This is a genomic window from Stenotrophomonas sepilia (assembly GCF_003244875.1).
Classification (GTDB): domain Bacteria; phylum Pseudomonadota; class Gammaproteobacteria; order Xanthomonadales; family Xanthomonadaceae; genus Stenotrophomonas; species Stenotrophomonas sepilia.
This window is the reverse complement of record NZ_LXXZ01000112.1, coordinates 1-13,484: the sequence shown is the minus strand read 5'-3', so window position 1 is coordinate 13,484 and position 13,484 is coordinate 1. Positions and strand designations below refer to the sequence as shown.

The window sequence follows — 13,484 nt, the reverse complement described above, 5'->3', positions numbered from 1 at the left end:
CGTAGCCAAGGGCGACGGCAATGGTGCTGCCATCGGCGCAGCGTCGTTCCTGATCCCGGTGCGGTTGCCTGGAGCGAAGATCGTTGGTGAAGTGGGTGCGGAGATTGCCGGCACTGCGACCAAGCAAGGTGTGCTTCGGTCTGAGGAGATCCTGAAGTCGGTGCAGAATGCTGGTGTCGACGCAATAGAAGTTGGCGAAAGTGCTATTCGGGCGGGCGCTGCGGGCCGCCCGGCAGATGCTCTGAGGCTCTCAACCCAACTGCTTATGAAGAAGCTGGAATTCTGACGCGAGGAGGCAACGCGCTAACCAAGGAGGCCGTAGGGTCCTCGCGAGAAATTCCAATCTCAGGCGGGAAGCTCACCAATCCGGCCGTCGTCAAGGAGCTCACCTCGGATGGGTCTAGAATTGAGGACTGGGGAAAATTTACTACCCAAACCATAGTTCTGCCGAGTGGTCAAAGATCTCAAATCCACTACTACATGAATAAAGTTACCGGAAAGCTCAATTTCAATATCGATTTCAAGGTCAAAGGAAGGGTGAAGTGAAAGTTGTGGTCAAGCCAGGCGCTGAAAGCGCGCGCGGTTGGTTGTGCGAAGATGCTGAAGTAACGGTCCTTGCACTCATGATTTCTCCATCTGGTGAAGTTAGATTGGTATTGTGGTCCGACGCGCAAGAGTCGGTGGCACTATTTCCAATTGGAGATTTTAGTGTGTCCGACAGTACGCTCTCGGTCGCTTGGGTAATCAGTTTCGATCCGAGTGGAGCTGTTTCCATAGCGCCGAAGTCCTGGCAGACCGCTGACTTTTGGGATCTTTACAATGAGGGAGATTCGGCGGCGGAAGAAATTTTCAGGCTGGAAATGAAAAGAATGATGGATGAATAGGAATGGGCCTTTTGCATTCGATATGCTGTCGATATTCCTGTTTTAGGTCCGAAAGGGCGCGGGGTCGTTAGAGGTGGATGGATCTATAAGCTCGGATCAGATGCTCCAGAGCTGACAGCAGGATTTGTGAAGTAATTTATATATGAATTTTAGAATCAATGAAGGTGTGCGCTTGTTGGAGGATATTCCTTCAGTGGGAATTTATCGTGGCAGTCTCGGGGTGGTAGTTGCCGTACTCTCCGAGCCAGAGGAAGCCTATGAGGTTGAGTTCTGCGATGGGGGCGGCGCAACAATTGCGCAGATTTCACTAAGGTCAGCGCAGTTTGAGGTCATGAGGTGATGAGCCTTGTTCTGCTGACCGATCCCGCGCCAGGATCGATGGCAGTGGCATCAGCCCCACCCGGCTCACCGTCGCTGGCGAAATGGGGCGCCGGGCGACGCGAAGAAGAACGACAGCTGTTGTCTATTGATGAGATCGGAGCAATTTCGTCCATGGCAGCGCCGGCCCACGACGAACCCGCCAACGATCACCGTCATCTCCCCCTTCATCTCGAACGGCTACGATGAACCCGGTTCCGGATCGAAGGAGTGGCCATGAATTCCCCCTTGTCTCCCCTGTTGTCGGCGGTTGGCCGTAGCTGGTGGATCCTCCTGCTGTATGGCCTGGTCGCTCTCGGCTTCGGCATCGTCGCCATCGGCTGGCCATTGTCGGCGGCCATGGCATTGGCCTGGACGCTGGGCGTGATGGCCATCATCGAGGGCGTCATCAGCCTGTTCGCATTGATCAATGGCGGCAGCGGCGCGTCCCGCGGCTGGCTGGCGCTGTACGCCCTCGCCTCGCTGGGCTTCGGCATCCTGGCGGTGATCAATCCGCTGGCCACCGCCAGCGTGCTGGTGCTGTTCCTGGCGGCGTGGCTGCTGGTGGCCGGCATCTATCGCATCGTGTTCGCGATCCGCGTGCGCAAGCAGATCCAGGGCGAATGGTTGCTGATCCTCAGCGGCGTGCTGGCGGTGGTGCTGGGCCTGCTGTTTGCGGCGAATCCATATGCCGGCGTGGCGGTAACTACGCTGTGGATCGGCATCGGCAGCCTGCTGTACGGCCTGCTGCAGGTGCTGGTGGCATTCAAGCTGCGGAAGCTGAAGTGAGGGCTGCGCTTCCGCTGTTGCTGGGCGTGGCCTTGACCCTGGCCGGCTGCATGCCGGGCGCCACGCCCGGTGGCTTGGCAGGGAAGGATCACGTGCCGCGCCCTGGCGTGGATGTGCGCCTGAGCGCGGTGGACGCCTCCGGCAAAGGCAAGCCGGCGCAATGGCAAGGCGAAACCCTGGCCCTGCGCGAGCCGCCGATCGCCGGCAGCGCCGACATTGCCGATGTGCGCTACGTGCTGGATCAGGACAAGCAACCTGGCCTGCAGATCCGCTTTCGACACGAAGCGCACCAGCGCATCCACGATGGCACGGAAGCACTGGTGGGCCAGCGCGCGGCGCTCAGCGTGGACGGCCGCGTGCTGATGGTGGCGACGGTGAAAGGCCCGTTCGGTGAATCGATGATGCTGAGCGGATTGCCGAGCACCCCCGAGGCGCAGGCGTTGGCGAAGCACATCACCGGTCAGTGACGGGCGCGCCAACACCAACGCGTTGCGCGCGGAGGTCGACCAAGGTCGACTGCTACCGGGCGAACCGTGCCTCGATCTCCTCCAGTGACTTGCCCTTGGTCTCCGGCAGCCAGAACGCGGCTACCAGGAAGAACACGAAGGTGCAGGCCGCCCAGAACACGAACATGCTGGCGTAGCCGTAGTGGCCCACCGTGGGCAGGAAGATGGCGGCGATGGTGGTCGACACGAACTGGTTGATCAGCAGTGCGATGCTCATGCCGTTGGAGCGGATGCGGTTCGGCATCAGTTCCGACAGTGCCAGCCACACGCACACGCCGGGGCCGACCGCGAAGAACGCGACGAATACCAGGATGCAGGCGGCCACCGCCCAGCCATGTGCAGGCGGCGGCACCGGGCCGATGCGGGCCTGTTCGATGCGCAGCGGCGCCTGCGCGGCACTGGCCGGGTCGGCGAACGGGTTCAGATGCAACTTGCGGAAGAATGCGCCGATCACGCTGTCTGGCTGTACGGTGCCGGTGCGGTCGATACGCAGTTCGCGATCAATCAGGTTGTCGCTGCGCACGGCGCGCACATTGGTGAAGTCGCCGTAGGCGTACGACACGGTCAGCTGCAGCGGCCGGCCCTCGCTGTCGATGCCAGCACCGAGGCGCTGCCACTGGGCTTCATCCAGCACAAGCTGCAGGCCACCGCCGTTGACCGCCGCCTGCAACTGCGGCTGCACATCAGCGCGACCGCGCTCGGCCTGGAAGAACAGCGTGGCCGCGGCCAGCAGGGCCACGCAGATACCACCGCTGCCGAGCATCAGCAGGAACTTGCGGCCCTTGCGGTCGACCAGCAGCAACGCGACCACGGTCATCACCGCATTCAGCAGCTTGATCGCCACGTCGGCGCCGTTGGCCACTGAACCGGACAGGCCGGCCTGATTGAGGATGTTCACCGCGTAGGCCAGTACCGAGTTGATGCCGGTGGCCTGGGTGCAGGCCAGCACGACGCAGGCGAGCAGGAACGGCACCACGTAGCGGCGGCTGAGCAGCGGGTCGCGCTTGCTGTCGCTGCTGCTCGATTCCGGCGCCTGGATCTGCGCAAGGGTGGGCTCCACATCGGCAGCGGGCAGTACGCGATGCAGGCTGCGGCGGGCTTCATCGATGCGGCCCCGGCGTACCAGCCAGCGTGGCGATTCGGACAGCCAGAAGATGCCCGCGCAGAACAGCAGGCCCGGCGCCAGGCAGGTCCAGAAGATGGTGCGCCAAGCGTGGTCCTTCACCGTGAACAGCTCCTGCGCCTGCTGTGCCAGCGGCAGCGAGCGCACGGCTTCGGCGGCGGCATCCACGGCGTGGGCGTGGTACAGGCCGATCAGGGCTGCCAGCACCAGGCCAACGGTCAGCAGCAGCTGGAACATCGCCGCGCCGCGCCCACGTCGCTCGGGGCTGAGCACTTCGGCCAGGTACAGCGGAATCACTACACCGATCAAACCGCCACTGATGCCCTGCAGCAGGCGGCCCAGCAGCAGCGGCGTGTAGCCGGAGGCCAGTGCCATGATCGGAATCGAGGCGGTGAACAGCAGGCCGGCCAGCAGCATCGCGCCGCGGCGGCCGATCAGGTCGGCGATCATGCCGGCGAACAGCGAGGACAGCACGCTGCCCAGCAGTACCGCGGCCACCACGAAGCCGAGCTGCTGGCTGCTGAGCTGCCAGGCGTGGCTGGCAGTTGCTTCGAGATAGGGCAGGGCGCCGGCGATGATGCCGATGTCGATGCCGTACAGCAGGCCACCCAGCCCGCCGATGAAGAGCAGGTAGCGTACGGGCCAGCGCGGAGCGGTGCTTGGAGTCATCGGCAGTTCCTGTGGTAGCGCCGGGCCACGCCCGGCGGCGGTTCGTCGCAGAGTGCTTTCTGTAGAGCCGAGCCATGCTCGGCCGCTTTCCGTTCCGATATCGAGGTTCCCCATGCCGCGCTTCGCGCGCTGAGCCGAGCATGGCTCGGCTCTACAGGGAGCCTGCGCGGCATCCGGGCCGCATCGCGCGTGTCAGTTCAGATCGACCACGCGCCCACTCACCACCACCTGCTGCAGGCGCAGTTCGGCGTCCAGCACCACCAGGTCGGCACGGGCGTCGGGCGCGATGCGGCCGCGATCGCCCAGGCCCAGGTAGTCGGCCGGGAAGGTGGAAACACGTTGCGAAGCGTCGGCCAGCTCCAGACCCACGCGCACCAGGTTGCGCAGCGCCTGGTCCATGGTCAGGGCGCTGCCGGCCAGTGAACCGGTCGCCAGGCGCACGCAGCCGCCGCACTTGTGCACGCGCTGTTCGCCCAGGGCGTACTCGCCATCGGGCATGCCGGTGGCGGCCGTCGCGTCGGTCACTGCGTAAAGGCGTGGGATCGCGCGCGCGGCCAGGCGGATCACGCCGGGATGGATGTGCTGCAGGTCGGGAATGATCTCGGCGTACTGTGCATGCGCCAGCGCCGCCGCGGCGATGCCGGGTCGGTAATGGTCGACACCGGTCATGCCATTGAACAGATGGGTGAAGCCGGAGGCGCCGGCCTGCAGCGCGGCTACGCCTTCCTCGTAGGTGCCGGCGCTGTGGCCGAGCTGCACGCGGATGCCCATCGCCGAAAGCGCCGGAATCAGTGCGGTGTGCTCGCCGATTTCCGGTGCCAGCGTCATTACCCGGATCGGCGCCAGTGCGTGCAGTTGCTGCACCAGCGCCAGCGTCGCCTCGATCGTACGGTTGGGCTGTGCACCGAGCCGCTGCGGGCTGATGAACGGTCCTTCCAGATGCACGCCGACGATGCGGGCGGCGTCGGCATCGGGCGCCGCCATCGTCGCAGCCACCCCCTGCAGCGCGTGCTCGATCTCATCCAGGCCGGCGGTCATGGTGGTTGCCAGCAGCGTGGTGGTGCCGAAGCGCAGATGGGTGCGCGCGATGGTGCGCGCCACGTCGCCGCCCTGCATCAGGTCCACCCCGGCCGCACCGTGCACATGCAGGTCGATGAAGCCGGGCAGGATGACCGGCAGCTGCAGGTCGTCAGCACCACTGTGGTCATCCACCTGCAGCTGGCGCACGTGTGAATCGAAGTGGACCTGGCCACGCCGCCAGCCCAGCGGGGTGAGGATGCGGCCATGCAGGGAACGGATGTCGGTCATGCGGGAGGCTCGGCAATGATCACTTCGATACCCAGCCGCTGCAGCCCTTCGCGGGTTGCGTCGTCGATGCCGGCGTCGGTGATGATGGCGTGGATCTGGTCGAGGCGGGCGATGCGGTGCAGGCTGACGCGGCCGAACTTGGAGGCGTCGGTCAGCACCACGATGCGGCGCGCGCGCTCGACCATGCGGTGGTTGAGGCGGGCTTCGGCCTCGTCGTGGGTGGTCAGGCCGAACTGCAGGTCCAGGCCATCCACGCCCAGGAACAGGGTGTCGAAGCTGTACGAGTTGAGGCTGGCCTCGGCCTGGCTGCCCTGCAGCGACAGCGACTGCTGGCGCAGCAGGCCACCGGTCAGCAGCACGGTGATGCCCGCGGCATTGGCCAGTTCCCAGGCGATGTTCAGGCCATTGGTCATCACCGTCACGTCGCGATGCGCGCGCAGGTGGCGGGCCAGCGTCATCGTGGTCGAGCCGGAATCGATGATGATGTTGTCGCCCGGCTGCACCAGGCGCGCAGCGCGCGCACCGATCGATTCCTTCAACGGCAGGTTCAGCGCGTCCTTCTCATGGATGTCCTGTTCCTGCGGCGGCGTGCGCACCAGGGTGGCGCCGCCGTGGGTGCGGTTGGCCAGCCCCTGCGACTCGAAGTGGGTCAGGTCGGCACGGATGGTCACCGCCGACACGCCGAAACGCTCGACCAGATCGGCCACCTGCACCGAGCCGTGCTCGATCAGCAGCTGCAGGATCTGTTGCCGGCGGGAGCGGGTGTTGCGCATGGCCATTCTCGGTTTCGCGGGGAAAGGTAGAGATTAGCCGTTCGCAGCAACTGCGGCAGCCGAACGTGCGTTCTGCGTGCGGGTTCCGGCCTGGTTGGCGCTGCAGGCGCGCGCGTACTCGCCCAGGCACAGGCCGATGCGGTGCTGCACCAGCGCGGTGGGGGTGTTGGCCAGCGTGCCCTCACGCACGGCGCGGTACTGCTCCGGCAGGTACTGGCTGAGCAGCACCAGTGGCGGCGCGTGCTGTTCCAGGTTGGCGAACAGGGTCTGCACCGCCTGCACCAGCGCGGGCTCGCCCCAGTAGTAGCGGCAACGGTCACTGAAGGAGTAGCTGCGCAGCAGGCGCAGCGCGGCGTCATCGCCCTGGTAGTAGGACTGCCAGTACTTCGGCTGCGCCACCATCACCTCGTCCAGCACCTGCGGCAGGCGCGAGCACTGTGCCGCCGGCAGCAGTTCGGCCTCGATCGCGGCCAGCGCGAACAGCGCTTCGCGGTAGGCGAAGGTGGCCGCGGGCCCGACCTTGAGGATGGCGAAGTGGTCGCGCACCAGCGCGTGCAGGCCGCTCTCGCGCTGGTAGTCGGTGGAGTGCGCTTCGAACACGATGCGTGGCTGCTGTTCGAGGAAATCGGCCAGCGTACTGGCAGCGGCAGCGTCGTACTCGTGCACGCTGCTGTGGTCGAAGTCCACGCCCGGCTGGACCACCATCGCGATCACACGCTGCCATGCATCGCGCAGCTGCGGGGTATCGAAGGCCTGCCGGTGGATGGCCAGGGTCTGCGCGGCGGCGGCCGGCGTGGTCACCTGCAGGCCCTCGGCCAGCGAGGCTTCGCCTCCGGGAATCGGCACTTCGGTACCGATCACGTAGACCGGCGGCGGCAGGCCATGTTCGGCGGCGGTGCGTTCGGCGATTTCGGCCAGCTCGGCCGAGCGCGCAGCGACGATGGCATCGGGCAGCGGCACCGGATCATCGGCGCAGGACATGCTGCAATCCAGATGGATCTTGTGGAAACCGGCGGCGACGTAGGCTTCGATCAGCACGCGCGCGTGGGTCATCGCTTCGGCCGCCGGGCGCTTCTGCCAGGCATTCGGGCCGAGGTGGTCGCCGCCCAGCATCAGCCGCTCGCGCGGGAAGCCTTCTTCATCGGCCAGCGTGCCCACGTAGTCGCGGTATTGCGGCGGGGTCATGCCGGTGTAGCCGCCGAACTGGTCGACCTGGTTGGAGGTGGCCTCGATCAGCAGCACGGTGCCATGCGCCAGGGCGACGTGCATGGCCGCGCGCAGCACCTGCTCGTTGCTGCAGCAGACGCTGTACAGGCCGACGTTAGCGCCGGCGCGGTGGGAAGCAAGCAGGGTCTGCAACGGGGACATGGTCAGGCTCCGGAGATCGGGAAAACGAGGGTTGGCAGGCGAGCAGGGCGGCACCACGTGCGCCACCGGCATCGCCGAACCGTGGCGGCACGATCGGGGGGACCTGCACGCCATCGAACAGATGGGTGGCGATGGCGGCCGGCAGCTGCTGGTACAGCGGCGCGTACTGCGACAGGCCACCGCCGAGCACGATCACGTGCGGGTCCAGCGCCAGCACCAGCGCGGCCAGGCTGTGGCCGAGCAGATCACGATGAATGTCCAGCGCCTTGCGCGCGCGGGCATCGCCGGCTTCGGCCAGCGTGATCACCGCACTGGCGTCGACGGCGCTGCCTCCGAGGTGGCGTTCGATCATGGCCAATCCGCTGCCGGACACATAGCGCTCCACGCAGCCCTGCAGGCCGCAGCCGCAGTCCAGCAGCGGCAGGCCATGGCGCTGCAGCAGATGGCCGGGCACGCTCCAGTGGCCCCACTCGCCGGCCAGGCCGTTGAAGCCGGACAGCAGCCGGCCCTGCAGGCAGAAGCCACCGCCGGCACCGGTGCCGAGGATGGCGCCGAACATGCTGGGGTAGCCATCGGCGGCGCCGCCGTGCGCTTCCGACAGGGCAAAGCACTGCAGGTCATTGCCGAAATGCAGCGAGCGTTGCAGCCGCGCCTGCAGATCCTTCGCCACGCATTGGCCGGTCAGTGCGGGCACGTTCGCGCTGAGCTGGCGGCCGCTGCGGCGGTCACGCACGCCGGGCAGGGCAATGCCGATGGCCGCATCATTCCGGCCCAGCGCGGCGTCGGCCTCGGCCACCAGCGTCACCACGGCCTGCAGGAAACCATCGTAGTCGCCCTGCGGCGTGGCCACGCGGCGGCGCCAGGTGACCTGCATCGCTGCATCGCACGCCACCAGCTCGATCTTGGTGCCGCCGATGTCGATGCCGTAGCAGGCGTGGGCGATCAGCTCAGCCATGGTGGATGGTGACGCCCTTGACGACGCGGTTGACGGTGCCATCCGGGAACGGGTTGTCCGGGGTCAGTCCCAGCGCGGCCGAGCGCTGCAGCGCGAACAGCTGCGCGAAGCCCAGCCACACCGGTGCCAGCCACGGATCGTCCAGCGCCGGTACGGTGAGGGTGTAATCGTCATCGGCGCCGATATCCGAATGCGGACCAATCGCCAGCACCTGCCCGGCCACGCCATCGCGGCGCAGTTCTTCCAGCAGGTCCTGCTCGTAGCGGCGCGCGAGCGGCTGCACGCTGCGCAGCACCACCACCAGGGTGTTGCCATCCAGCGTCGACTTGGGGCCGTGACGGAAGCCCAGCGGCGTGTTGGCCAGCGCCAGAACGCGGCCAGCGGTCAGCTCCAGCACCTTCAGCGCGCACTCGCGCGCCAGCGCTTCCAGCGGGCCGCTGCCGAGGTAGATGATGCGGTTGAACGGGCGCTGCGCCAGCACCGCCACCGGTGCATCCCACTGCGCCTGGCCTTCGCGGGCCAGCGCGGCGATCTGCTTCAGGCGCGCCACGCGCGCATCCCACGGCGAACGATCGAACACGGTCAGTGCGGCCAGCAGCATGCAGGTCAGGCTGCTGGTCATGGCGAAGGCGCGATCGCAGCTGGCCGACGGCATCAGCAGCGTGCAGGTATCGGCACGGCCGGCACCACGACGGGCGAGTTCGCCATCGGCGTTGCAGGTGATGTCGAGGAAGCGTGCCTCATCCACATCGGCGCGCACGCGGTCCACCGCGGCCACGCTTTCCGGGCTGGAGCCACTGCGGCCAAACGAGACCAGCAGGGTGGGGCGGTCGCGCTGCAGGTACAGCGCCGGATGGGTCAGCAGGCTGGTGGTGTGCACCACGCGCACCTCGGCCGGCCACTGCGCGTTGATCGCATCGGCCACCATCTCGGCGATGAAGCCGGAGCTGCCGGCGCCGGTGAACAGCACGCGCTGGTTGGGATCGTTGAGGCTGCCGCCGAGGAAGGCCTGCAGGCGGTCGCGGGCACGCGACAGATCCTGGGCGAGGACTTCCCACAGCGCTGGCTGCTGGGCGATTTCGGTAGCGGTATCGGCTCCGCCAAGGCGCTGCCAGGCGGACACATCGGAAAGCAGGGTGACGTCCATTCGGAGGTTCCAGTTGGGCCAGCGCACCATCTGCGTTTTCTTTCGAAATGTCAAACATCGAAAGTAAAAAGAAAGAAAATGACGCGATGACTTTTCCCGCTGCCGGGCGCTCGGGAAAACGAAAGAACGGGGCGAATGCCGTATCGCACAATGCTTAACAGGCAGCTGCAATCTATTACTCAAAGTATTGCGACGCAACAACTTTCGTTTCAACGGAATATATCTTCCTTTTTCCTTTCAATTTGTTGACATCTTTCGAATCGCTGCCCTAGAGTCGGCCCAACCGCTTTCGAAACGCCCGGTGAACGGGTTGGGAGTCCGTGTGGAAATCTGCGTTCGTCGCTCGCCGCTGATGCTGGCTCTGTTGCCGGCATTGATGTTGGCGTCCATGCCGGCCCAGGCCGAGCCGGTCGGCAACCTGCGTTCGGTTGCCGCCAGCGCCAGCCGCGACGGCGTGCAGGGCTGGGACCTGCAGACCGACAAGGGCGCGCGCCTCCGCATCGAACTGCCGGCCACCGACATCATCCGCGTGCAGGCAGGCCGCAACGGCACGCTGACCGGCGCCGGCGACAAGGCCGCGCCGATCGTACTGCCGCAGCCCAAGGCCAACGTGCAGGCGAAGCTGGAAGAAGACGCGCAGGAAATCCGCGTGCGGACCGAGTCCCTGGTGCTGCATGTACAGCGGCAGCCGCTGCGCATGCGCCTGGAACGGCTGGACAACGGCCAGCCCACCGCGCTGTGGCAGGAACTGCAGCCGCTGGACCTGGATGCCACGCAGAGCGTGCAGGTGCTGTCCTCGCAGGCCGATGAGGGCTACTTCGGTGGCGGCCAGCAGAACGGCCGCTACCAGTTCAAGGGCCGCGAGCTGGAGGTGTCCTATTCCGGCGGCTGGGAAGAGGGCGACCGCCCCAGCCCTGCACCGATGCTGCTGAGCAGCCGTGGCTGGGGCATGCTGCGCAATACCTGGAGCGATGGCAGCTACGATCTGCGCGAGGCCGACCAGTCCACGCTGCTGCATCGCGAAGACCGCTTCGATGCCTATTACTTCGTCGGCGCCGACCTGCCGAAACTGATCGAGCGCTACACCCAGCTGACTGGCCGCCCGAACATGGTCGCGCGCTGGGCGCTGTCCTACGGCGACGCCGATTGCTACAACGATGGCGACAACAGCAAGAAGCCCGGCACCGTGCCCGAAGGCTGGAGCGACGGCCCGACCGGCACCACCCCCGATGTGATCGACAGCGTGGCCAAGCAGTACCGCGCCCACGACATGCCCGGTGGCTGGATCCTGCCCAACGACGGCTACGGCTGCGGTTACAAGCAGTTGCCGGAAACCGTGAAGGGGCTGGCCGGCTACGGTTTCCGCACCGGACTGTGGACCGAGAACGGCGTCGACAAGATCGCCTGGGAAGTGGGCAAGGCCGGCAGCCGCGTGCAGAAGCTGGACGTGGCCTGGACCGGCAAGGGCTACCAGTTCGCGATGGACGCCAACCGCCAGGCGTTCAACGGCATCCTCGACAATTCCGATTCGCGCCCGTTCCTGTGGACGGTGATGGGCTGGGCCGGCATCCAGCGCTATGCCGTGGCCTGGACCGGCGACCAGAGCAGCAGCTGGGACTACATCCGCTGGCACGTGCCGACCCTGGTCGGTTCCGGCCTGTCCGGCATGGCCTATGCCAGCGGCGACGTCGATGCGATCTTCGGCGGCAGCGCCGAGACCTTCACCCGCGACCTGCAGTGGAAGGCGTTCACGCCGGTACTGATGGGCATGAGCGGCTGGTCGTCGAACGCACGCAAGCATCCGTGGTGGTACGACGAGCCCTACCGCAGCATCAACCGCGATTACCTGAAGTTGAAGATGCGCCTGACCCCGTACATGTACGGCCTGGTGCACGAGGCCGCGCAGACCGGCGCACCACCGGTGCGTGGCCTGATGTGGGACAACCCGCGCGACCCGCACGCGCAGGATGAAACCTACAAGTACCAGTTCCTGCTTGGCCGCGATCTGCTGGTGGCGCCGGTGTACCGCAGCCAGGCCGCCAGCCGTGGCTGGCGCCGCGACATCCACCTGCCGGCCGGGGGGTGGATCGACTACTGGGACGGCCGCCGCGTGCAGGCCGGTGCCGACGGCCGCCAGCTGGACCGCCAGGTGGACCTGGCCACGCTGCCGGTGTTCGTGCGTGCCGGTGCGATCCTGCCGATGTACCCGTCGATGCTGTTCGATGGTGAAAAGCCGCTCGATGAAGTGACCTTCGACCTGTACCCGCAGGGCGATTCGCAGTACACGTTGTACGAAGACGATGGCAACACGCGCCGTTACCAGCAGGGCGAGTCGAGCACGCAGCAGATCCGCGTGCAGGCGCCTGCACTGGGCAGTGGCCCGGTGCAGGTGCAGATCGACGCGGTGCAGGGCCAGTACAACGGCCAGCTGGCGCAGCGTCGTTATGGCCTGCGCGTGCTCAGCCGGCAGGCGCCGCGTGCAGTGCAGGCCGATGGCCGCGCCTTGCCGGCGCTGGCCGATGCGGCGGCGTTCAACGGTGCGGCTGAAGGCTGGTACTTCGATGCCAAGGAGCGCCGTGGCACGCTGCACGTGCGTACCGCTACCCAGGACATCCGCCAGCCGCTGCAGCTGCAGCTGGACTTCGCGGTGGCCGCTGCGGCCGCCGACGATGCCTATCCGGCCGCGCCGGTACTCGGCCGCGAACTGCCTGCAGACAGCCTGCTGGTGGTCAACCGCCCGGCCGAGGAGCCCGGCCATGCGCTGGAGAACGCCTTCGATGACGATCCCAACACCTGGTTCCGCAGCGTGCGCAACCAGGCCGTGCGCACCGGCGCGCACGAGTGGGTGATCGGCTTCGGCGAGCGCAGGATGATCGACGGCATCGACATCGCGCCGCGCAACGACAAGAACTGGAAGCACGGCCAGGTGCGCGATTACGAGGTGTACCTGGGCGACAGCAATGGTGAGTGGGGCGAGCCGATCGCCCGTGGCCGCCTGCAGCTGAAGGAAGGCGTGCAGCGCATCGCGTTCCCGGCCCATGCCGGCCGCCTGCTGCGCTTCCGCGTGCTGAGCGTGCAGAACCCTGAAGGCGACGGCGCCAGCAGCACCGACCCGATGGTCACCGCCGCACAGGGCAGCGCCCGCGCGTTCGATGCACTGCAGCCGCGCGACGTCGGCCCGATCGCACTGTCCACCTTCCACATCCTCGAACACCAGGAACCGGAGCGACCGGCCCGGCAGCGCTATCTCTCCGAGCTGCCGGTGCCGGCCGCGCTGGCCAGCCAGGTGCGCGCCGACCAGTCGTTCCGAGGCGACGCCGGCATGCGCATGAACGGCCTGCAGTTCCGCCGTGGCCTGGGGGTCGGCGCCAACAGCCGCATCGACCTGCGCCTGCAGGGCGGCTGGCACCTGCTGCGTGCCGACCTCGGCATCGACGACGCCTGCCGCAACGCCGGCGGCCTGCAGTTCCAGGTATGGGGCGACAACCGCCTGCTGTACGACAGCGGCCTGGTGAAGGCGCCCGGCGTGGTCAAGCCGGAGCTGGACATCCGTGGCCTTTCCACCCTGAGCCTGCGCACGCTGGGTGCGCAGGCTCAGGGTGGAA

At 66.7% G+C, this 13,484-nt stretch carries 11 protein-coding genes and 1 pseudogene; 6 read left to right on the top strand and 6 right to left on the bottom strand.

From position 1 onward, the window contains the following. From A7X97_RS21990 to A7X97_RS21110, 5 genes are all read left to right on the top strand, one after another. A partial coding sequence (locus A7X97_RS21990; RefSeq protein WP_181503453.1) for a hypothetical protein occupies positions 1-286 on the top strand: 286 nt, incomplete at its 5' end. A 256-nt stretch (positions 287-542) separates the two neighbouring features. Then, positions 543-884: a hypothetical protein gene (locus tag A7X97_RS21800; protein WP_143592513.1), complete on the top strand. Its 342-nt coding sequence runs from the start codon at positions 543-545 to the stop codon at positions 882-884. Between the two features lie 142 nt (positions 885-1,026). After that, a complete protein-coding gene (locus tag A7X97_RS22360) occupies positions 1,027-1,224 on the top strand; it encodes a DUF4926 domain-containing protein (RefSeq protein ID WP_081280504.1) in 198 nt (65 codons plus the stop codon). Positions 1,225-1,478: 254 nt separating this feature from the next. Then, entirely contained in the window at positions 1,479-2,030 is a 552-nt protein-coding gene (locus tag A7X97_RS21115; RefSeq protein WP_049431885.1) for an HdeD family acid-resistance protein, read from the top strand. Beyond that, positions 2,027-2,497, top strand: coding sequence for a SecDF P1 head subdomain-containing protein (locus tag A7X97_RS21110; RefSeq protein WP_088496591.1), 471 nt, complete (start codon positions 2,027-2,029; stop codon positions 2,495-2,497). The genes A7X97_RS21115 and A7X97_RS21110 overlap by 4 nt, the downstream gene beginning before the upstream one ends. Positions 2,498-2,549: 52 nt before the next feature. On the opposite strand, the gene A7X97_RS21105 is transcribed toward A7X97_RS21110, so the two are convergent. From A7X97_RS21105 to A7X97_RS21080, 6 genes and pseudogenes are all read right to left on the bottom strand, one after another. Next, positions 2,550-4,328: an MFS transporter gene (locus A7X97_RS21105; RefSeq protein ID WP_072167996.1), complete on the bottom strand. Its 1,779-nt coding sequence runs from the start codon at positions 4,326-4,328 to the stop codon at positions 2,550-2,552. Between the two features lie 192 nt (positions 4,329-4,520). Then, on the bottom strand, positions 4,521-5,636 hold the full coding sequence (gene nagA, locus A7X97_RS21100; RefSeq protein WP_072167995.1) for an N-acetylglucosamine-6-phosphate deacetylase: 1,116 nt from the start codon (positions 5,634-5,636) through the stop codon (positions 4,521-4,523). Beyond that, positions 5,633-6,409, bottom strand: a complete 777-nt coding sequence (locus tag A7X97_RS21095; RefSeq protein WP_049417055.1) for a DeoR family transcriptional regulator — start codon at positions 6,407-6,409, stop codon at positions 5,633-5,635. Before A7X97_RS21095 ends, nagA begins: the two co-directional genes overlap by 4 nt. Positions 6,410-6,442: 33 nt before the next feature. After that, complete coding sequence (locus A7X97_RS21090; RefSeq protein WP_005420107.1) at positions 6,443-7,777, bottom strand: D-tagatose-bisphosphate aldolase, class II, non-catalytic subunit; 1,335 nt, start codon at positions 7,775-7,777, stop codon at positions 6,443-6,445. A 19-nt stretch (positions 7,778-7,796) separates the two neighbouring features. Continuing rightward, a pseudogene (locus A7X97_RS21085) lies at positions 7,797-8,732 on the bottom strand (ROK family protein); the annotation flags it as partial. Further along, complete coding sequence (locus A7X97_RS21080; protein ID WP_111008407.1) at positions 8,725-9,879, bottom strand: SIS domain-containing protein; 1,155 nt, start codon at positions 9,877-9,879, stop codon at positions 8,725-8,727. The gene A7X97_RS21080 and the pseudogene A7X97_RS21085, both read right to left, overlap by 8 nt. Positions 9,880-10,201: 322 nt before the next feature. Between A7X97_RS21080 and A7X97_RS21075 the strand changes: the two genes are divergently transcribed. Next, the coding region (locus tag A7X97_RS21075) for a TIM-barrel domain-containing protein (protein ID WP_111008408.1) at positions 10,202-13,484 on the top strand (3,283 nt) is incomplete at its 3' end.

Coding starts and splice junctions, on each gene's coding strand:
- A7X97_RS21080 (WP_111008407.1), bottom strand. CDS start 9,879: ATGGACGTCACCCTGCTTTCCGATGTGTCCGCCTGGCAGCGCCTTGGC.
- A7X97_RS22360 (WP_081280504.1), top strand. CDS start 1,027: ATGAATTTTAGAATCAATGAAGGTGTGCGCTTGTTGGAGGATATTCCT.
- A7X97_RS21095 (WP_049417055.1), bottom strand. CDS start 6,409: ATGCGCAACACCCGCTCCCGCCGGCAACAGATCCTGCAGCTGCTGATC.
- A7X97_RS21105 (WP_072167996.1), bottom strand. CDS start 4,328: ATGACTCCAAGCACCGCTCCGCGCTGGCCCGTACGCTACCTGCTCTTC.
- nagA (WP_072167995.1), bottom strand. CDS start 5,636: ATGACCGACATCCGTTCCCTGCATGGCCGCATCCTCACCCCGCTGGGC.
- A7X97_RS21090 (WP_005420107.1), bottom strand. CDS start 7,777: ATGTCCCCGTTGCAGACCCTGCTTGCTTCCCACCGCGCCGGCGCTAAC.
- A7X97_RS21115 (WP_049431885.1), top strand. CDS start 1,479: ATGAATTCCCCCTTGTCTCCCCTGTTGTCGGCGGTTGGCCGTAGCTGG.